The following is an 18,858-nucleotide window of genomic DNA, read 5'->3' as shown; positions in this document are numbered from 1 at the left end:
GGCCGAGGCCGCGCTCGCCGCGGCCGACCCGCAGGCCGGCCGCGCCGCCGTACGCGCCCTCCTCGGCTGAGTCACTACCGTCCCACCCGCCACAGTGGACGGGCAGGAGTGGAACTTCTCGGGGTGTGCACCGGCCGAGAAGTTCCCGAGTCCCCGGTTAACCGGGGACTCGGTCCCGCGGGTACGTCACGGCTCGACGGTGACCTTGATCGCCTCGCCACCTCTGACGATGTCGAAGGCGCTCAGGACGTCGTCGAGCGGGATGTGCCGGGTGATGAGGTCCTTGACCGGCACCTGACCCGTGGAGATGTATTCCAGCGCCCGCTTGTTGTGCTCCGGCGCGGAGCCGTTGGCGCCGTGGATGTGCAGCTGGCGGTAGTGCACGACGTTGGAGTCGCACGTGATCGTCGGGTCGGTCTTGGGCAGGCCGCCGAAGAAGGAGATCCGGCCGTTGCGGGCGGCCATGGCGATCGCCTGCTCCTGGGTGAGGTTCGCGGCGGTCGCGGTGATGACGACGTCGGCGCCCCGGCCGCCGGTCAGCTCCATCACCCGCGCGACGACGTCGACCTGGGAGGCGTCGATGATCTCGTCGGGCTTGACCGCGTCGGCCGACATCGCCAGCCGCTCGGCGTTGACGTCCACCAGGTAGATCGGGCCCGCGTCGTGGACGCCGCGCGCGATCCGGATGTGCATGCAGCCGATGGGGCCGGCGCCGAAGACCACGACCGTGTCGCCCGGCTCGATGCCGAGCAGCTCCTGGGCGTTGATCGCACAGGCGAACGGCTCGGCGGCCGACGCCTCGTCGTAGCCGACGTTGTCGGGGATCCGGTTGAGCCCGTCGACCTCGAGCACCTGGCTCGGGACGATCATGAACTCGGCGAAGCCGCCGTCGTACTGGTAGCCGACCGACGTCTGGTTCTGGCAGACCGCCATCCACCCCTTGCGGCACTCGTGGCACTCCCCGCACGGCACCGCCGCGATGACCTGGACGCGGTCGCCGACCTGCCAGGCGGAGCCGTGGCGGTCGTTGACCTCCGCGCCGACCTCCACGATCTCCCCGGCGATCTCGTGCCCGATCGTCCGCGGCGGGGTGAGGTTCTGGTGGCCGTTGTTGAAGATCTTCACGTCGGTGCCGCAGGTGGAGCAGTTGCGGACCTTGAGCTTGATCTCGCCCGGGCCGCACGTGGGCTCGGGGATGTCTTCGAGTCGGACGTCTTCGGGCGCGTAGAAGCGGAGTGCCTTCATGGCGGTCACGCTAGCCCCGGACAGCAGCAAAAGCCACAATAACGGACAGAAAATCCTGCCCGAATGCTTGGCAACATGCCCGAACGGGCGCACACTGCTCTCATTCGCACGTGATGCAGATCACGCTGCTCGGAACCAGAGAGGAACGTCCATGGCCTCCACCGCCATCGATCCCCGCGCCCGCAGTGGTGCGCGACTCCGCGTGCAGAAGTTCGGCACGCATCTGTCCAACATGGTGCTGCCGAACATCGGCGCCTTCATCGCCTGGGGCCTGATCACGGCGTTGTTCATCCAGTCCGGCTGGATCACGCTGATCGGCGACAAGATCTTCGGCTACGCGCCCGGCCTGGAGGACGGTCAGTACGACTACGGCTTCGTCTCCGCGCTCGGCGGATGGGATGCCGACGGCGGCGGGATCGTCGGGCCGATGATCACGTACCTCCTGCCGATCCTCATCGGCTACACCGGCGGCCGGATGGCGTACGGCGGCGACAACGTCCGCGGTGGCGTCGTCGGCGCCATCGCCACCATCGGGGCCGTGACCGGCGCCGACGTGCCGATGTTCCTCGGCGCGATGATCATGGGTCCGCTCGGCGGCTGGTCGATGCGCAAGTGGGACCTCGTGTGGGACGGCAAGATCAAGCCGGGCTTCGAGATGCTGGTGAACAACTTCTCCGCCGGCATCTGGGGGATGATCCTCGCGATCGGCGGCTTCGCCCTCGCCGGGCCGTTCGTCGAGCAGTTCTCCAAGGGCGCCGAGAAGGTCGTCGACTTCCTGGTCGACAACCACCTGATGCCGCTCACGTCGGTCTTCGTGGAGCCCGCGAAGGTCCTGTTCCTCAACAACGCCATCAACCACGGCGTCTTCACGCCGCTCGGCACCGACCAGGCGGTGGAGAAGGGCAAGTCGCTGCTGTTCCTGGTGGAGGCCAACCCCGGCCCCGGCCTCGGGCTGCTGCTCGCGTTCATGGTCTTCGGACGCGGCGTGGCCAAGGCGTCCGCGCCCGGCGCGGCGCTGATCCAGTTCGTGGGCGGCATCCACGAGATCTACTTCCCCTACGTGCTGATGAAGCCCAAGCTGATCCTCGCCATGATCCTCGGCGGCATGACCGGCGTCGGCACCAACCTGGTCTTCGACTCGGGCCTGCGCGCGCCGGCCGCCCCCGGATCGATCATCGCCGTCTGGCTGCAGGCGCCCGCCGGGAGTCTCGTCGGCGTGACCTGCTCGGTCGTCTTCGCGGCGGCCGTCAGCTTCGGGGTGGCCGCCGTCCTCCTCAAGACCGACAAGGACGAGGACGAGGGCGACCTCACCGCCGCCACGGCATCGATGGAGCAGCTGAAGGGGAGGCGATCGGTCGCGTCGTCGGTCCTGGGCGCGGACCGGAGCGGGACGATCCGCTCCATCGTCTTCGCCTGCGACGCCGGCATGGGCTCCTCGGCGATGGGGGCATCGGTGCTCCGGAACAAGATCCGCGCTGCCGGTCACGCCGAGGTGACGGTCGTCAACAAGGCCATCTCGAGCCTGACCGACACCTACGACGTGGTGGTCACCCACCAGGACCTGACCGCCCGGGCGCGGGAGAGGACCCCGTCGGCGCTGCACGTCTCCGTCGACAACTTCATGGCCAGCCCGCGCTACGACGAGATCGTGGAGCTCGTCGGGCAGAGCGCCGCGATGCCCGGACCCCGCACCGACGAGCCTGCGGTGGCGAGCGCCGGCCGTGGGATCCTCGCACCGACCTCCGTCGTGCTCGGCGGCGCGGCGAAGACCCGCGACGGCGCCATCACCGAGGCCGGCCAGCTCCTGGTGGCCGCCGGCGCGACCGAGTCCTCCTACATCGAGGCCATGCACGAGCGTGAGGCGTCGGTCTCGACCTACATGGGCAACGGCCTGGCGATCCCGCACGGCACCAACGAGGCCAAGTCCGCCATCCGTCGCAGCGCCATCTCCTTCGTGCGGTACGACGAGCCGCTGGACTGGAACGGCAAGCCGGCCGAGTTCGTCCTCGGCATCGCCGGAGCGGGCGACGACCACCTCGCCCTGCTGAGCAGGATCGCCGAGACGTTCGCCGACCCCGAGCGCGTCGCGCGGCTCCGCGGCGCGACCACCCCGGAGGAGGTGCTCGCCGTTCTGGATGTGGTCCCGGTGTAGTGGCGCTGCTAACCTCTTCAGGTTGCCCGTGCGGGCGACATGCCGTGTGACGCGGCCACGGATCGAGAGTGCCCCGGTGAACAGGCCCGGGCGCGCCGTGCAACGAGGCCCAGCAATGGGGGATAGGAGTCGCCAGTATGTCGATCGGCACTGACGCGGAGACCAAGAAGAAGATCATCGCCGAGTACGGCACGTCCGAGGGCGACACCGGCTCGCCCGAGGTCCAGATCGCGCTGCTCTCGCACCGCATCTCGCACCTCACCGAGCACCTCAAGCAGCACAAGCACGACCACCACAGCCGTCGTGGCCTGCTCCTGCTCGTCGGCCAGCGCCGTCGCCTGCTCAACTACCTGCAGAAGACGGACATCAGCCGCTACCGCAGCATCGTGGAGCGGCTGGGCCTGCGGCGTTGATCGCCACCTTCGCTTGAGTCACGACACCCCCGACACCGTCATTCGGTGCCGGGGGTGTCGTGCTTGTAGGCTTGAGCGCGAAATCACAGTCCAATTCGCGGGGCCGCAGTCAGACGAGTGCCCCGACGTACGAACAAGAGAACAAGAGAACATCGTGACTGAACCCGTCATCTCCGCCGTCGAGACCGTTCTCGACAACGGCAAGTTCGGCAAGCGCACCGTCAAGTTCGAGACGGGCCTCCTGGCCCGCCAGGCCGCCGGCTCGGTGACCGCCTACCTCGACGACGACACCATGCTGCTGAGCGCCACCACCGTCTCCAAGCAGCCGAAGGACCACTTCGACTTCTTCCCGCTCACCATCGACGTCGAGGAGCGGATGTACGCCGCGGGCAAGATCCCCGGCTCCTTCTTCCGCTCCGAGGGCCGGCCCGGCGAGGACGCCATCCTCGCCTGTCGCCTCATCGACCGCCCGCTGCGCCCGACCTTCAAGAAGGGCCTGCGCAACGAGGTCCAGGTCGTCATCACCGTGATGGCGCTCAACCCCGACACCCCCTACGACGTGCTCGCGATCAACGCCGCGTCGATGTCGACCCAGCTCTCCGGCCTGCCCTTCGCCGGCCCCGTCGGCGGCACCCGCGTCGCCCTCATCGACGGCCAGTGGGTCGCGTTCCCGACCCACAGCCAGCTCGAGGAGGCCGTCTTCGACATGGTCGTCGCCGGCCGCGTCACCGAGACCGGCGACGTCGCCATCATGATGGTCGAGGCCGAGGCGCCCGAGCAGGCGTGGGACCTCATCCAGGGCGGCGCCAAGGCGCCGACCGAGGCGATCGTCGCCTCCGGCCTCGACGCCGCGAAGCCCTTCATCAAGCAGCTCTGCGAGGCGCAGGTCGAGCTCGCGAAGCAGGCCGCCAAGCCGGTCGCGGAGTTCCCGATCTTCCTCGACTACCAGGACGACGTCTACGCCGCCGTCGAGGGCGCCGTCGGCGCCGACGTGGCCGCCGCGCTCCAGATCGGCCCCAAGCAGGAGCGCGAGGCGCGCCTGGACGAGATCAAGGCCGCGCTGCTCGACAAGATCGGCGCCGACTTCGAGGGCCGCGAGGGCGAGATCGGCGCCGCCTACCGCAGCGTCAACAAGAAGTACGTCCGCGAGCGGGTGCTCCGCGACAAGGTCCGCATCGACGGCCGCGGCCTCGCCGACATCCGTCCGCTGCACGCCGAGGTCGAGGTCGTGCCCCGGGTCCACGGCTCCGCGCTCTTCGAGCGTGGCGAGACGCAGATCCTCGGCGTCACCACTCTCGACATGCTCAAGATGGAGCAGCAGCTCGACACCCTGTCGCCGGAGAAGCACCGGCGCTACATGCACAAGTACATCTTCCCGCCGTTCTCCACCGGCGAGACCGGCCGGGTCGGCTCCCCGAAGCGCCGCGAGGTCGGCCACGGCGCGCTCGCGCGCCGCGCTCTCCTGCCGGTGCTCCCGAGCCGCGAGGAGTTCCCCTACGCGATCCGCCAGATCTCCGAGGCGATGGGCTCCAACGGCTCCACCTCGATGGGCTCGGTCTGCGCGTCGACCCTCTCGATGCTCCAGGCGGGCGTGCCGCTCAAGGCGCCCGTCGCCGGAATCGCCATGGGCCTCATCTCCGGCGAGATCGACGGCGAGACGACGTACGTCGCCCTCACCGACATCCTCGGCGCCGAGGACGCGTACGGCGACATGGACTTCAAGGTCGCCGGCACCTCGGAGTTCGTCACCGCCCTCCAGCTCGACACGAAGCTCGACGGCATCCCCGCCGAGGTCCTCGCCGCCGCGCTGACCCAGGCCAAGGACGCGCGTCTCGCGATCCTCGGCGTGATGAACGAGGCCATCTCCGCGCCCGAGGAGATGTCGGTCCACGCGCCGCGCATCATCTCCGTCCGCGTCCCGGTGGACAAGATCGGCGAGGTCATCGGCCCGAAGGGCAAGGTGATCAACCAGATCCAGGAGGACACCGGCGCCACGATCTCGATCGAGGACGACGGCACGGTCTACATCGGCGCCACCAACGGGGAGGCCGCCGAGGCCGCGCGCGCCGCGGTCAACGCGATCGCCAACCCGACGATGCCCGAGGTCGGCGAGAAGTACCTCGGCACCGTCGTGAAGACGACCAACTTCGGCGCCTTCGTCTCCCTGCTCCCGGGCAAGGACGGCCTGCTCCACATCACCAAGCTGCGTGCCCTCAACGACGGCAAGCGCGTGGAGTCGGTCGACGACGTGGTCGAGGTCGGCCAGAAGATCCAGGTCGAGATCGTCGAGATCGACGACCGCGGCAAGCTCTCCCTGGCCCCCGTGGTCGAGGAGAGCGACCCCTCCGACGCCGCCGAGGAGCCCACCGACGCTCCGCTCGCCGGCAGCGCGGAGTCCACCGACGAGTGACCGGCTCCACGACAGAGCTGACGCCGGGCGTACGCCGGACCACGCTCCCCAGCGGCCTCCGGGTCGTCACGGAGGAGATGGCCGGCGTGCGCTCGGCTGCTGTCGGGGTATGGGTCGGCGTCGGCTCGCGTGACGAGTCGGCCGCCCTGCACGGCTGCTCGCACTTCCTCGAGCATCTGCTCTTCAAGGGCACCCCGACCCGCTCGGCGCTCGACATCTCCCTCGCCCTCGACGCGGTCGGCGGGGAGTTCAACGCCTTCACGGCGAAGGAGTACACGGTCTTCCACGCGCGGGTCCTCGACGAGGACCTGCCGCTGGCGATCGACGTGCTCGGCGACATGATCACCTCCTCGCTGCTCACCCCCGACGACGTCGAGGCCGAGCGCGAGGTGATCCTCGACGAGATCGCCATGCACGACGACGACCCCGACGACGTGGTCCACAACCTCTTCGCCGCGCAGGCATGGGGCGCGGACACGCCGCTGGGCCGGGGCATCGCCGGCACCGAGTCGTCCATCGAGGCGCTCAGCCGCGAGGACGTCGTCGGCTTCTACCGCGAGCACTACCGGCCCGAGGCCATGGTCGTCGCCGCCGCGGGCAACCTGCGGCACGACGACGTCGTGGCCCAGGTGGAGAAGGCCTTCGGCGCCTTCCTCGGCGGGGTGGCGGCGCCGCGTCCGTGCCGCACCGGCTCGCCGGTCGTGGTGCACCCGGGCGAGGTGGCCGTCAGCAAGCCGCTCGAGCAGGTCAACCTGGTGCTCGGCATGGAGGGCCTCGCCCGCGACGACGACCGCCGGTTCGCGCTGTCGGTCGTCACCACGGCCCTGGGCGGCGGGACCAGCTCACGCCTCTTCCAGGAGGTGCGCGAGCGCCGCGGCCTGGCCTACTCGGTCTACTCCTTCGCCTCGTCGCACGCCGAGACGGGGCTGGTCGGGGTCGCCCTCGGCTGCCTGCCGGGCAAGGTGGAGGAGTCGCTCGCCGTCGTACGCGCGGAGCTGGCGCGGCTCGCGGCCGACGGCATCACCGCCGAGGAGCTGGCGATGTGCCAGGGACAGCTGCGCGGGGGACTGGTGCTGGGGCTGGAGGACTCCGCCAGCCGGATGTCGCGGCTCGGCAAGGCCGAGCTCACCCACGCCGACACGCTCAGCATCGACGCCGTCCTCGACCGGATCGGCGCCGTCACCCTCGCCGAGGCCAACGCCATCGCGGCCGAGGTGTTCTCCCGCCCCGAGCTCCTCGCCGTCGTCGGCCCGTAGACCCCCGGCGTCAGTTGGGGGCGTGAACGTGCTGCCCCTCGCCGAAGTCGGTCTGCTGGTCGAAGATCCGCCGCTCGAGCGTCGGGTAGGCCGTGCTGGTCGAGGAGACCAGCTGGCGCACCGATCCCACGAAGGGCACCGGGCTGCCGTGGCCGCCGTAGGGGTCGGTGTACCACGTCGTCGGGCCGCCGGCGTTCGAGACCTGCGACTGCCCGAGGTAGTAGTCGCGCTCCGACCCGTCGAACGGCGACCGCGGGTCGGTCTGCCCGAACGGCGTCTGCGACATCAGCGAGAGCCACGGCTCGGCGTTGGTGACGCCGTTGTCGGAGGAGTCCGTCTCCCAGGCGGCCGTGACCGGGTAGCCGATCACGCCGGTCGACTTGAAGTAGCGGCTCGGGTTGCGCACCCCGAACCACGGGTCGAAGGTCGCGAGCGTGCTCCCGTCGTCGGCCGTGAGGGTGTTGGCGGACTTCCAGACCTCGTAGATGCCCCACGGGTCGCTGTGCGACCCGCTCTTGGTGGGGTCGACCAGCACGTACTGGTTGATGCAGGCCTGGTCGGGGATCAGTCGCGCCCCGCCCTCGCCCGACGGCAGCGTGCTGCCGCCGGTGGTCACGACCGTGGAGGCGTCGCAGGACCGGTTGAACTGGTTGGGATCGCCGAACCGCGACATCGTCGCGGTCACCAGCTGGGTGCCGTCGTTGCAGGCCATCGCGTAGATCAGCTCGTGCGCGTTGTTCATCGTCGCATCGGCCGAGTGCGACCCCTGGTGGACGACGATGAGGAAGTCGCAGGTGACCGGCACCCGCTCCCCGGACGCGTCCGTGGTGTAGACGTAGCCGCGCGGCTGCGCCGCCACCAGCTTCACGTCGTTGGCGACGATCACCTTGTGGCCGACGTTGTCCTCGTGCCGGGTCGACATCTCCGCGTGCTCTCCGGCGTACGCCGTGAGCTGCTCGGCGACATAGCCGAACGGGATCCCGGCCCGGTCCGGGAAGTCCGGCGAGCGGAACTGGTCCACGACGAGGTCGTAGATGTCCGAGGTGGCGGGGTCGTCGCCGTGCTCGTGCCCGAAGGTGCAGCTCTCGCCGGTGGCGGGGTCGGTCGCGACCGCCGGGTGCCAGGTCGGGTAGAGCTTGTCGTCGGGTCCGACCACGGTGTACTCGGCGTGCACCGCGGCTGAGCACGTGTCGGACGACGTCGGCGTCCAGTTGCGGTCGGAGTAGGCGTAGGACGCCGTGGCCACGCTCGCCGGAGGCGTGGGCGTCTCCGTGGGCGTCTCCGTGGGTGTCTCGGTGGGTGCCTCCGTGGGTGTCTCCGTCGGGCTGTTGGTCGGGGTCGCCGTCGGGCCGTCGGTCGGGGCGGCGGGACTCGCGACGACGCCCTGCGGCGAGCGCCACAGCGCCACGGTGTACCGCCGCACGGCCAGCGACCGCGGCCTCGCCTCACGGACGGCGATCGTGGCCCGCGTCGTTCCGGTCGCCGGGATGGCGGCGTACTGGCTCGCGGTGAGGACCCACCGGACCGTCGCGAGGTGGCGCTTGCGGACCCGGTAGCCCACCTTGCTCGTCGCCGAGCCGAGCACCAGCCAGCGGGTCCCGCGGCAGGTCCGGGCCGCGCTGCACGAGAGCTGCACGGTGACCACCCGGTCGGCGGCCACGCCGGCCTGCATGGTCGTGACCGCCAGCTTGGGCCGGGCGGTCGACCGCGCCGCCGTGGCGGCGCTGGTCGAGCCGCTCGAGGCGGCCTCGTGCGTCATCCCCGCAGTGCTCCGGCCGCCGGCGGCCGGGGCGGCCTCGCCCGCCTGCCCGGTGTAGGGATGGGCTCCGGGCAGGGCCGAGACGAGGGCAGGCATCGCGAGTGCGAACGCCACGCCGGCGGTGGCGAGGGCGAGCACCCGGATCGTCCGGCGCGGGCGCCTCACCGGACCACGAACCTGACGCGCGCCGTCGAGCCGCTGACGGTCGCCGAGCCCGCGTAGGTGACCACCAGGGTGTGGCGGCCCCGGCGCAGGCGGGGGAGCGTGATGGTCTTCGCGCTCGGGCCGGCCTGGGTCACGACGAGACCGCGGGCCTTGACCCCGATGCGGACCGTGCCCGACACCTCGGCCGCGCTCGCCACCTGCAGGGTGACGACGGTGCGCCTGCCCTTGCGGGCCTTGCGCACGCTGACGACCGTGGTGGAGGCCGCCTTGCCCACCCGGACGAGGGCGGAGCCGGTGCTGGTGCTCCCGACGGAGTCGCCGTCGTAGGTCGCCGTGACGAGGGCGAACCCGGGAGCGGCGGCGGTGCCGGGGATGGTCGCGGTCGCGTGCCCGTCGGCGTCCAGCGTGGCGCTGTAGGTGGCGCCGCCGATCGCGAAGGAGACGGTGCCGGTCGGCGTGCCCGTCCGGCCGGTCACGGTGGCGCTCAGCTGCCAGGCGGTGCCGTAGGTGGTCGCGGCCGGGGCGGCGAGTGTCAGGCTCGTGCTGGACTTCGTGATCGTGATGGCGGTCGGGGTGGCGGTGCCGCTCGCGGTGACGGCGTCGCCGCCGTAGCCGGCCGTGATCGTGGCGGTGCCGGCCTTGGTGGCCGTGCCGGGGATCGTGGCGCTGGCCCGTCCGCTGCCGTCGAGCGTCGCGGCGTAGGTCGTGCCGTCCACCTCGAAGGTGACCGTCCCGGTGGGCTTGGTGGACCCGGTGCTGCTCACGGTGGCGGCCACCTCCCAGTCCGTCCCGTAGGTGCTGATCGCGGGCGCGGTGATCTGCACGCTCGAGGTGAACGGCGTCACCGTGAGCGCGGTGGCGCTCGACGTGGACGGCGCCAGGCCGGTGGCGCCGGAGTAGGTGGCGGTCAGGCTCGCGGTGCCCGCGGTGGCGGGTGTGTAGGAGCAGGTGGCCGAGCCCGACGCGAGCGCGACGGCCTCGCAGCCGGCGATCGTTCCGGACGCGTCCGCGAAGGCGACCGTGCCCGTCGGCGAGTTGGTCGCGCCGGCGAGCTTCGCGACGGTCGCGGTCAGCGTGACCGCCTGGCCCGGCTTGGTCGTGGCGACGGAGGAGGCGAGCTCGGTGGCCGAGCGCAGCGTGCCGACGAGCCCGAGCGTGACCTCGCCGGCCTGGGCGCCGCCGCGGTTGGCGAAGTCGGCGCCGACCGCGAAGTCGGTGCTGCCGTTGCCGTCGACGTCGCCGAGCCCGGCCACCTGGCGGCCGAACCGGTCGCCGGCGGCGGTGCCGTCGATGCGATAGCCCGCACTGGACGCGAGCCCGGCGAGGGACTGGCTCTCGGTGGTGCCCTTCCCGAAGACGACGTACGCCGCGCCGGCGCCGGACATCGTCTTGGTGGTGTCCGCGGGGTTGACCGGGTCGAAGCCGTAGGCGCCGATCAGGAGGTCGGGGACCGTGTCGCCGTTGACGTCGCCGGGGGCGCTGACGGAGTAGCCGGCGGAGTCGGAGGTGACCTCGCCGTTGATCCAGTAGCCGCGCGGCTGGACGTCGTCCGTGGTGGGGCAGGTCGCCGACGTGGCCGAGGCGGGAGCCGTGGCACAGGTGTAGACGCTGGTCGTGGCGGTCGGGTCGGTGTAGACGGTCGCCGTGGAGGCCGAGCCGAAGACCACCGCCGCGCCGCCGCTGCGGTTGCCGGTGCTGCTGTTGGTCACGCCGTCGGCGCCGATCAGCAGGTCGGCGAGGCCGTCCTTGTTGAGGTCGCCGGCGCCCGAGACGCTGATCCCGAGCCGGTCGCGCTGCCGCAGCGGCCCGTTGATCCGGAAGCCGGCCGTGCCGAGGGCGGCCAGGTCGACCTGGCTCGGGCCGCCGCCCCACACGACGTACGCGGCGCCGGGCACGGCGACCGAGGACCCCCACGGGGTCGCGGTGTAGGAGCCGAGCAGGATGTCGTCGCGGCCGTCGCCGTTGACGTCGCCGACGCTGGAGGCGACGCCGAGCCGCTCCTCCGAGCTGGCCCCGTCGATGGTGGCGATGATCTGCCCGTCGGCGGGCGAGGCGAGGGACACGTCGGCGATGTCGTCCTGGCCGGCCACGATCCACATCCGGCCGTTGTTGGTCCGGCCCTGGGTGTCGGCCACGATGCCGGCGACCGCGAAGTCAGCGCGGTGGTCGCCGTTGACGTCGCCGACGGGAGCGACCGAGTAGCCGGTGTTGGCGGCGCCGGCCGGGTCGCCGGCCACCACGTAGCCACGGTCGCCGAGGGCGCTCAGGCTGACCGGGGTGAAGTCCTCGGCGCCGAGCACGACGTAGACCTTCTCGGCGGTGTAGTGGCTGATTCCGATGTCGTCGTACCCGTCGCCGTTGACGTCGCCGAGGCAGCCCACGGCGAAGCCGGTGAAGGCGTTCGCGGTCTCAGGCCCGTCGATCCTGACGGCGCCGGCGGTCGTGGGGTTGGCGAGCGAGGTGCCGTTGACGTGGTCGGAGCCGAGCAGCACGTAGGTGGCGCCGATGTTGGACTTGTCCGCCTTGTCCCAGAACCAGGCGCCGACGGTGGTGTCGTCGTAGCCGTCGCCGTTCACGTCGCACGGCCCCTGGGCGAGGGCGGCGCCGGTGGCGCTCGACACGTCGCCCTGCCAGCGCAGCAGCTCGGTGGGCCGGCCGTCGGTGTCGGCGGCGTCGGCCGCGGGGGTGAGAGCGAGCGGGAGCAGGGCTCCGGCGGCGAGAGAAAGACCCGAGAGGAGTGCGGTGCCCCGGCGGGACACGGTGGCGTCGGACATGACGGCCTTTCTGACGTATTCACGAATTATTAGGACAGCCTAACCAAACCTTCAGGCGTGGCTGTCAATTCGCGACTACAGGCCGAGATAGCCCTCCAGCCCGATCGTGAGCCCTGGAGTGCGCTGCACACCGTCGATGCCGGCGATCACGCCGGGCACGAAGCTGGCCCGGTCGAGGCTGTCGTGCCGGATGGTCAGCGTCTCGCCGGGACCGCCCAGCAGGACCTCCTGGTGGGCGATCAGGCCCCGCACGCGGAGTCCGTGCACGTGGATGCCGTCGACGACAGCGCCACGAGCGCCGTCGAGCTGCTGGGTCGTCGCATCGGGGACGGGTCCGAGGCCGGCGACGCGCCGGGCGGCGGCCACCAGCTCCGCCGTACGACGGGCGGTGCCGCTCGGCGCGTCGGCCTTGGTCGGGTGGTGCAGCTCGACGATCTCCACGGACTCGAAGTGCGGCGCTGCCAGCGCCGCCAGGCGCATCATCAGCAGCGCGCCGATGGAGAAGTTGGGCGCGATCACGACCCCGACCTCCGGGTGCTCCGCCAGTCGGGCACGCAGGCCGGCCAGGCGCTCGTCGTCGAATCCGGTGGTGCCGACGACCGCGTGCAGGCCGTGGCCGATGGCGAACTCGAGGTTGCCCATCACGGCGTCCGGGCTGGTCACGTCGACGACGACCTGGGCGTCGGCGTCGGTCACGTCGGTCAGCGGATCGTGGCTGCCGACCTTCGCGACCAGCTCGATCCCGTCGGCTCGCTCCAGGCCCTCGCTGATCGCCGAGCCGAGCTTTCCGTAGGCGCCGAGCACGGCCACACGCGTCACAGGCCTCGTCACGCGCCAGACCCTACCGGTCCCCCCACCGCTGTGGCCGATCTGGCAGTCTTGCCTCCATGCCGGTGCAGACAATCCCCGCGAGGATCCGTTGGGCGGTGGACTTCATGGATGTCCGCCCCGGCGACCACATCCTCGAGGTCGGCTGCGGCCCGGGTGCCGGAGCGGAGCTCATCTGCGCCCGCCTCGAGACCGGCAGGCTCTTCGCGATCGACCGCTCCGAGGCGGGGGTCGACCGCACGAAGCGCCGCTGCGCGCAGTTCGTAGCTGCCGGACGGCTCACCGTGCGTCAGATCGACCTCGCCACCCTGCGGGTCCCGGTCAAGCGGCTGCACAAGGTCTTCGCGTTCAACGTCAACCTGTTCTGGGTGCGGGAGGCGACCGAGGAGATCGCGCTCCTCCACGAGCGGCTGCTCCCCGGCGGCGCGGTCTTCCTCTTCTACGAGTCCACCCACCGCGAGCAGGTGCCGACGATCGTCGAGAACGCCTCGCGTCAGCTCCAGAAGGCCGGCTTCCGCGTGTCGGTCGTCGACCAGAAGACTCCCGCCGTCATCGGCCTCATCGCCAAGAAGTAGCGTCTCAGCGGTAGGTGTCGGAAAGCTGCTGGCCGATCCGGGCCTGGGGCTTGGGCATCCGCAGGATCCGCAGCTGGAGCGTGCGCACGAGGGCATAGTAGGTCAGGCCACGGCGGTTGAGGTCGGGCCAGCGCCGGCGCAGCTCGCGGCGCAGGCCGAAGCCCAGGATCGCGAGGTTGCCCGCGGTCACGACGAGGAGCAGCGTCATGAAGAGATTGGCGAAGACGGCCAGCTTCGTGCTGCCGCTCCAGCCGAGGACCAGGGTGACCACCAGCAGCGGCAGGACCAGCTCGGCGATCGTGAACTTCGAGTCGACGAAGTCGCGGACGAAGCGCCGGACAGGTCCCTTGTCCCGCGCCGGCAGATAGCGGTCGTCGCCGGTGCGCATGGCCTCGCGCATCTTGCTGCTGGACTCGTAGCGACGCGCGCGCTCGGCGGCCGCCGCCTCCTTGCGCGTGCGCGGCTTGCGCACCTTGGCCAGCCGCGCCGCCTCGGCCTCCTTGCGGCTGGGCGTGGGACGCCCCTTGCCGGCCGTCGGCCCGGCCTGCGTCGGCATGATCGACGTCTCGGCGGAGCCGGTCGTGGAGGGGGTCGCGGACTTACGGCCAAACACGCCTGGACCCTACCTCACCCACCCTCCCGCACCTCGATCTCACGCACCTCACAGTGGCGTCTCAGCAAGAGCACGAGAGGTTTCTCAGATCGGACCCTCAGAGTCCTCGTCGTGCGATGGATACGGAAGAAGTGGTGGATCACGCTCGTCGTGATCCTGGTCCTGGCCGCGAGCGGCGGCGGTTGGCTCTGGCTGCGTGACGACAGCAGCGCGAGCGCGTCGACCACCACGACGGCGACGGTGACCTCCGAGACGGTCAAGCAGACCGTCTCGGCGTCGGGGACGCTCTCCCCGGCGAAGACGGCCGACCTCGACTTCGAGGTGTCCGGGACCGTCACGGCCGTCCTCGTCGAGGAGGGTGACAAGGTCACCAAGGGCCAGGCCCTGGCCGAGATCGACAGTTCCTCGCTGGTCGCGACGCGCACCGCCGCGGTCGCGCAGCTCGAGGCCGCCGAGTCGCAGCTCGACGACGACGAGGACGACGACGCCAGCGACGTCCAGATCGCCTCCGACAAGGCCAACATCGTCTCCGCCCAGGCGAGCGTCGACGCCGCCGACGAGGACGTCGAGAACGCGACCCTTCGCGCCACCATCTCCGGCACTGTCACCGCGCTCGACCTCGAGGTCGGTGACAGTGTCGGTTCCAGCGGATCGGGCAGCTCGAGCTCCAGCAGCTCGAGCAGCACCACCTCGTCGAGCGCCGTCAGCATCGTCAACAGCGGCACCTGGCTCGTGGACGCCACGGTGGCCAGCGCCGACATCGACTCGGTGAAGAAGGGCCTCCAGGCCGAGCTCACCGTCACCGGCGTCGACGAGACCGTCTACGGCACGGTGCAGTCGGTCGGCCTGGTCGCGGAGACCAACAGCAGCGGGGCGGCGGTCTTCCCGGTCACGATCAAGGTCACCGGGAAGCGGACCGACCTCTTCAGCGGGGTCAGCGTCACCGCGTCCATCGTCGTCAAGCAGACCGACGACGTCATCTCCGTGGTCAGCCGCGCGCTCCAGACCGACGGCGACGAGACCTACGTGATGAAGGTCGTCGACGGCAAGGCGGTCAAGCAGGTCGTCACCGTGGGCGACACCAACGGCAACACCACCGCGATCACCTCGGGGCTCGCCGAGGGCGACGTCGTCCAGGTCCCGGGCTTCAGCATGCCCGCCGGTGGCGGCAGCGGCAGCGGCGACTCCGACCAGCAGCAGATGCCCGACATGGGCGACATGAGCAACTTCCAGCCCCCGTCCGGCATGACCGGAGGCCAGGGCGGCTTCGGCGGAGGCGGCTCGTGAGCGCGGTCGTCGCGCTCGACGGCGTACGCAAGACCTATCGGTCCGGCTCCATCGAGTTCGAGGCGCTCCGCGGCATCGACATGGAGATCGCCGAGGGCGAGTACGTCGCCGTGATCGGCCCGTCGGGCTCCGGCAAGTCGACGCTGATGAACCTGCTCGGCTGCCTCGACATCCCGACCGAGGGCACCTACCTCCTCGGCGGCGAGGACGTCTCGACCATGTCGGAGGCCCAGCTCGCCCACGTGCGGAACCGGCGGATCGGCTTCGTCTTCCAGCAGTTCCACCTGCTCCGGTCGCTCCCGGCCTGGCGCAACGTCGAGCTCCCGCTCATCTACGCCGGCGTCGGCCGGACCGAGCGGAGGGCTCGCGCCGTCGCCGCACTGGAGAAGGTCGGCCTCGGCGACCGGATCGCCAACCGGCCCGGTGAGCTCTCCGGCGGTCAGCAGCAGCGCGTGGCGGTCGCCCGCGCCCTGGTGACCGAGCCGGACATCATCCTGGCCGACGAGCCGACCGGAAACCTCGACTCGGCCTCGACCGAGGCCGTCCTCGGCCTCCTCGACGAGCTCCACGGTGCCGGCCGCACCATCGTGCTCATCACCCACGAGCACGAGGTCGCCGCCCGCGCGGGCCGCAACCTCGTCATCCGCGACGGCCTCATCACCGACGACCACCTCGTGGGAGCGGGGACGATCTCATGAACTGGGCAGAGACCTTCCGGACCGCGTCCGACGCGATCCGGGCCAATCGGCTGCGCAGCATCCTGACCATGCTCGGCATCGTCATCGGCATCTCGTCGGTCATCCTCACCGTCGGCCTGGGCCAGGGCGCCCAGGACGAGGTGAAGAAGCAGATCAGCGCCCTGGGATCCAACCTCCTCATCGTGAGCCCCGGCTCGTCGACGAGCAGCTCCGGCACGCGCGGCGGCTTCGGCTCCGCGACCACGCTCACGCTCGAGGACGCCGACGCGATCGCCGACAGCACCGTCGCGCCTGACGTGAAGCAGGTCGCCCCGGTGGCCTCCGGCAGCGCCTCGGTCACGGCGGGGGAGACCAACTGGACGTCGTCGCTGGTCGGCACCACCAACGCCTGGCTCGAGGTGCGGGCGCGCGAGGTCTCCTCGGGGCGCTTCTTCACCACGAGCGAGGTCGACTCGGGGGCCAACGTCGTGGTCCTCGGCGCCGACGCCGCCTCCGAGCTCTTCAGCACGCCGGAGAGCCCCGTGGGCCAGACCGTCGAGATCGACGGCGCCGAGCTCACCGTGATCGGGGTCCTGTCCAGCAGCGGCACCTCGTCCTCCGGGACCAGTGAGGACGACGTCGTCGTGATGCCGATCTCGACCGAGAAGCGGCTCACCGGCTCGACCACGTCGAGCGTCTCGACGATCTACGTCGAGGGGAAGTCGCAGGAGACGCTCAGCGGCGCCTACCAGGAGATCAACGCCCTGCTGCTCAACGTCCACGGCGTGACGGCCGACGACGCCGACTTCTCGATCTCGAGCCAGGCGTCCCTGGTCACTACGGCCAACTCGACCAACAAGACCCTCACCGTCCTGCTGGCGGGCGTCGCGGCGATCTCGCTGCTGGTCGGAGGCATCGGCGTCATGAACATCATGCTGGTCTCGGTCACCGAGCGCATCCGCGAGATCGGCCTGCGCAAGGCCCTCGGCGCCGCGCCGTCGCTGATCCGGCGGCAGTTCCTGGTCGAGGCCTCGCTGCTGGGCCTCTCCGGCGGCCTGATCGGCGTGCTGATCGGCTACGTCGGCGCCTGGGTCCTCCCGGACCTGATCGACCAGCCGGTCTCCATGTCCCTCCTGGCGACGTTCGGGGCGCTCGGCACCTCGCTCGCCCTCGGCATCGGCTTCGGCGTCTATCCCGCCAGCCGCGCTGCCCGACTCACTCCCATCGACGCCCTCCGAAGCGAATAGGAACCACCATGTCCACCTCCCGCACCCTCCTCCGCCCGGCGTTCGCCGGTCTCGCCGTCACCTCGCTCGCGTTGCTCGCGGCCTGCGGCGGCGGCTCGGACGCGTCGACCGCCACCGGCTCCTCCTCGCAGAGCGCGAACGGCGGCAGCAGCTCGACCGACCAGGCGGGCCAGGGCGGCTTCCCCGGCGCCAGCGGGCTCGTCGCCGACGTCAGCGGCTCGACGGCCCAGGTCCAGAGCCAGCAGTCCGGCCAGGTCGCGGTGACCTGGACCGACTCGACCACGTTCACCGCGCAGGTCTCCGCCAAGCTCTCCGCGGTCACGGTCGGCTCGTGCGTCCAGGTGACGCCGGCCGACACCTCGAGCGACAGCAGCGACTCCAGCACGGTGGCGGCCGGCTCGGTCACGATCACCGAGGCCGGCTCGGACGGCACCTGCACCCGTGGCGGCTTCGGGGGAGGCGGCGGTGGCCAGGGCGGCGGCGCCCCCTCGGGCGCGCCCTCCGGGATGCCGACCGACATGCCCTCCGACATGGCCAGCGGCGGCCCCGGCGGCAACGCCTCCGGCGGTCCCGGCGGCGGCCAGGGCGGCGGCGGATTCGGCACCTTCGGCACCGTCACCGCCGTCTCGGCCAGCGGCTTCACCGTCGAGGCGGTCAGCATGGGCGCTCCCGGCTCCGACGCGTCCTCGTCGGCCTCGACCACCACGAGCTCGGTCAGCGTGACGGTCGATGACTCGACGACGTACACGACCACCGAGAGCGCCACCTCCCAGGCGGTCAAGACCGGCGTCTGCGTGACGGCCATGGGTGACACCGACGACACCGGCGCCCTGACGGCGACGAGCATCGCGGTCAGCCAGGCGACCGACGGCGAGTGCACGACCGGCTTCGGCCGCGGCGGCATGGGTGGCGGCCAAGGCGGTCAGAGCGGCCAGGGTGGTGGCGCGTGAGCCCACGCAAGCTCGCCGCCGCCGGCGTCGCCGGGGTGGCCGTCATCGCGGGCGGAGGCTGGGCGGCGTACGCCGCCGCGGCCGACGACTCGCCGAACTACCGCGTCGCGACGGTGACCGCCGCCGACGTCGAGCAGACCCTGTCGCTCTCGGGAACGCTCGAGCGGACCTCCTCGGCCGACCTCGCCTTCACCGCGTCCGGCACGATCTCCAAGCTGAGCGTCTCGCTGGGCTCGACGGTCAAGAAGGGCCAGGTCATCGCCCGGCTCGACACCACGGATCTCCAGGCGGCGGTGACGAAGGCCGAGGCCTCGGTCGCGTCCGCGAAGGCGCAGCTCGCGAGCGACAAGGAGGCGCAGGCCGACTACGAGGAGGCCGAGGACGACGCCGAGGCGGCCGCGGCGAAGGCGAAGAAGGCCGCCAAGGCCGCCGCCAAGAAGGCCAAGGCGCAGGCCGCGGCGGCCGCCGCCGCGGCGCAGCAGGCGGCCACGGAGCTCGCCGCGCAGC

Annotated in this window: 15 protein-coding genes; 10 read left to right on the top strand and 5 right to left on the bottom strand. The window is 71.2% G+C overall.

Translation table 11 applies throughout. The annotated features are described in order from the left end of the window. Window positions 1-186: 186 nt before the first annotated feature. Entirely contained in the window at window positions 187-1,245 is a 1,059-nt protein-coding gene (locus tag QM572_RS15565) for a zinc-dependent dehydrogenase (RefSeq protein WP_415094712.1), read from the bottom strand. A 151-nt stretch (window positions 1,246-1,396) separates the two neighbouring features. Here QM572_RS15565 and QM572_RS15560 point away from each other — a divergent pair, with 151 nt between their 5' ends. The 4 genes from QM572_RS15560 (at window position 1,397) to QM572_RS15545 (ending at window position 7,476) form a co-directional block, all read left to right on the top strand. Beyond that, entirely contained in the window at window positions 1,397-3,397 is a 2,001-nt protein-coding gene (locus tag QM572_RS15560) for a PTS mannitol transporter subunit IICBA (protein ID WP_415094710.1), read from the top strand. Window positions 3,398-3,534: 137 nt separating this feature from the next. Continuing rightward, complete coding sequence (rpsO, locus tag QM572_RS15555) at window positions 3,535-3,810, top strand: 30S ribosomal protein S15 (RefSeq protein ID WP_415094708.1); 276 nt, start codon at window positions 3,535-3,537, stop codon at window positions 3,808-3,810. 154 nt (window positions 3,811-3,964) lie between these two features. Further along, window positions 3,965-6,220 (top strand): polyribonucleotide nucleotidyltransferase, encoded by a 2,256-nt coding sequence (locus tag QM572_RS15550; RefSeq protein ID WP_415094706.1) that lies wholly within the window; start codon window positions 3,965-3,967, stop codon window positions 6,218-6,220. Beyond that, entirely contained in the window at window positions 6,217-7,476 is a 1,260-nt protein-coding gene (locus QM572_RS15545; RefSeq protein ID WP_415094704.1) for a M16 family metallopeptidase, read from the top strand. Before QM572_RS15550 ends, QM572_RS15545 begins: the two co-directional genes overlap by 4 nt. Window positions 7,477-7,486: 10 nt before the next feature. Here the strand turns inward: QM572_RS15545 and QM572_RS15540 are convergent, their stop codons facing one another. The 3 genes from QM572_RS15540 to dapB all read right to left on the bottom strand — a co-directional run bounded on the left by QM572_RS15540 (window position 7,487) and on the right by dapB (window position 12,993). Continuing rightward, window positions 7,487-9,400: a hypothetical protein gene (locus tag QM572_RS15540; RefSeq protein ID WP_415094702.1), complete on the bottom strand. Its 1,914-nt coding sequence runs from the start codon at window positions 9,398-9,400 to the stop codon at window positions 7,487-7,489. Further along, window positions 9,397-12,174 (bottom strand): Ig-like domain repeat protein, encoded by a 2,778-nt coding sequence (locus QM572_RS15535; protein ID WP_415094700.1) that lies wholly within the window; start codon window positions 12,172-12,174, stop codon window positions 9,397-9,399. Before QM572_RS15535 ends, QM572_RS15540 begins: the two co-directional genes overlap by 4 nt. Window positions 12,175-12,249: 75 nt before the next feature. Continuing rightward, window positions 12,250-12,993, bottom strand: a complete 744-nt coding sequence (gene dapB / locus QM572_RS15530; RefSeq protein WP_415094714.1) for a 4-hydroxy-tetrahydrodipicolinate reductase — start codon at window positions 12,991-12,993, stop codon at window positions 12,250-12,252. Between the two features lie 68 nt (window positions 12,994-13,061). On the opposite strand from dapB, the gene QM572_RS15525 reads away from it, so the two are divergent. Continuing rightward, window positions 13,062-13,577: a class I SAM-dependent methyltransferase gene (locus QM572_RS15525; protein ID WP_415094698.1), complete on the top strand. Its 516-nt coding sequence runs from the start codon at window positions 13,062-13,064 to the stop codon at window positions 13,575-13,577. Between the two features lie 4 nt (window positions 13,578-13,581). On the opposite strand, the gene QM572_RS15520 is transcribed toward QM572_RS15525, so the two are convergent. Beyond that, window positions 13,582-14,190, bottom strand: a complete 609-nt coding sequence (locus QM572_RS15520) for a DUF3043 domain-containing protein (RefSeq protein WP_415094696.1) — start codon at window positions 14,188-14,190, stop codon at window positions 13,582-13,584. Window positions 14,191-14,301: 111 nt separating this feature from the next. On the opposite strand from QM572_RS15520, the gene QM572_RS15515 reads away from it, so the two are divergent. The 5 genes from QM572_RS15515 to QM572_RS15495 form a co-directional block, all read left to right on the top strand. Beyond that, window positions 14,302-15,477 (top strand): efflux RND transporter periplasmic adaptor subunit, encoded by a 1,176-nt coding sequence (locus tag QM572_RS15515; protein WP_415094694.1) that lies wholly within the window; start codon window positions 14,302-14,304, stop codon window positions 15,475-15,477. After that, a complete protein-coding gene (locus tag QM572_RS15510; RefSeq protein ID WP_415094692.1) occupies window positions 15,474-16,175 on the top strand; it encodes an ABC transporter ATP-binding protein in 702 nt (233 codons plus the stop codon). The genes QM572_RS15515 and QM572_RS15510 overlap by 4 nt, the downstream gene beginning before the upstream one ends. Continuing rightward, window positions 16,172-17,401 carry an ABC transporter permease gene (locus QM572_RS15505; RefSeq protein ID WP_415094690.1) on the top strand — a complete coding sequence of 410 codons (1,230 nt, stop codon included), beginning with the start codon at window positions 16,172-16,174 and terminating at the stop codon, window positions 17,399-17,401. Before QM572_RS15510 ends, QM572_RS15505 begins: the two co-directional genes overlap by 4 nt. Before the next feature lie 8 nt (window positions 17,402-17,409). After that, a complete protein-coding gene (locus tag QM572_RS15500; protein ID WP_415094688.1) occupies window positions 17,410-18,351 on the top strand; it encodes a hypothetical protein in 942 nt (313 codons plus the stop codon). After that, the coding region (locus QM572_RS15495) for a biotin/lipoyl-binding protein (RefSeq protein ID WP_415094686.1) at window positions 18,348-18,858 on the top strand (511 nt) is incomplete at its 3' end. The genes QM572_RS15500 and QM572_RS15495, both read left to right, overlap by 4 nt.

Source organism: Nocardioides sp. (assembly GCF_047607365.1).
In the GTDB taxonomy this organism is placed as follows: domain Bacteria; phylum Actinomycetota; class Actinomycetes; order Propionibacteriales; family Nocardioidaceae; genus Nocardioides.
The sequence above is the reverse complement of the archived record's forward strand: the minus strand, read 5'-3'. Positions and strand labels throughout refer to the sequence as shown.

Bases quoted from the DNA above. Each gene is read 5' to 3' on its own strand.
- QM572_RS15565 (WP_415094712.1), bottom strand. From the start codon at position 1,245: ATGAAGGCACTCCGCTTCTACGCGCCCGAAGACGTCCGACTCGAAGAC.
- QM572_RS15560 (WP_415094710.1), top strand. From the start codon at position 1,397: ATGGCCTCCACCGCCATCGATCCCCGCGCCCGCAGTGGTGCGCGACTC.
- rpsO (WP_415094708.1), top strand. From the start codon at position 3,535: ATGTCGATCGGCACTGACGCGGAGACCAAGAAGAAGATCATCGCCGAG.
- QM572_RS15500 (WP_415094688.1), top strand. From the start codon at position 17,410: ATGTCCACCTCCCGCACCCTCCTCCGCCCGGCGTTCGCCGGTCTCGCC.
- QM572_RS15525 (WP_415094698.1), top strand. From the start codon at position 13,062: ATGCCGGTGCAGACAATCCCCGCGAGGATCCGTTGGGCGGTGGACTTC.
- QM572_RS15535 (WP_415094700.1), bottom strand. From the start codon at position 12,174: ATGTCCGACGCCACCGTGTCCCGCCGGGGCACCGCACTCCTCTCGGGT.
- QM572_RS15505 (WP_415094690.1), top strand. From the start codon at position 16,172: ATGAACTGGGCAGAGACCTTCCGGACCGCGTCCGACGCGATCCGGGCC.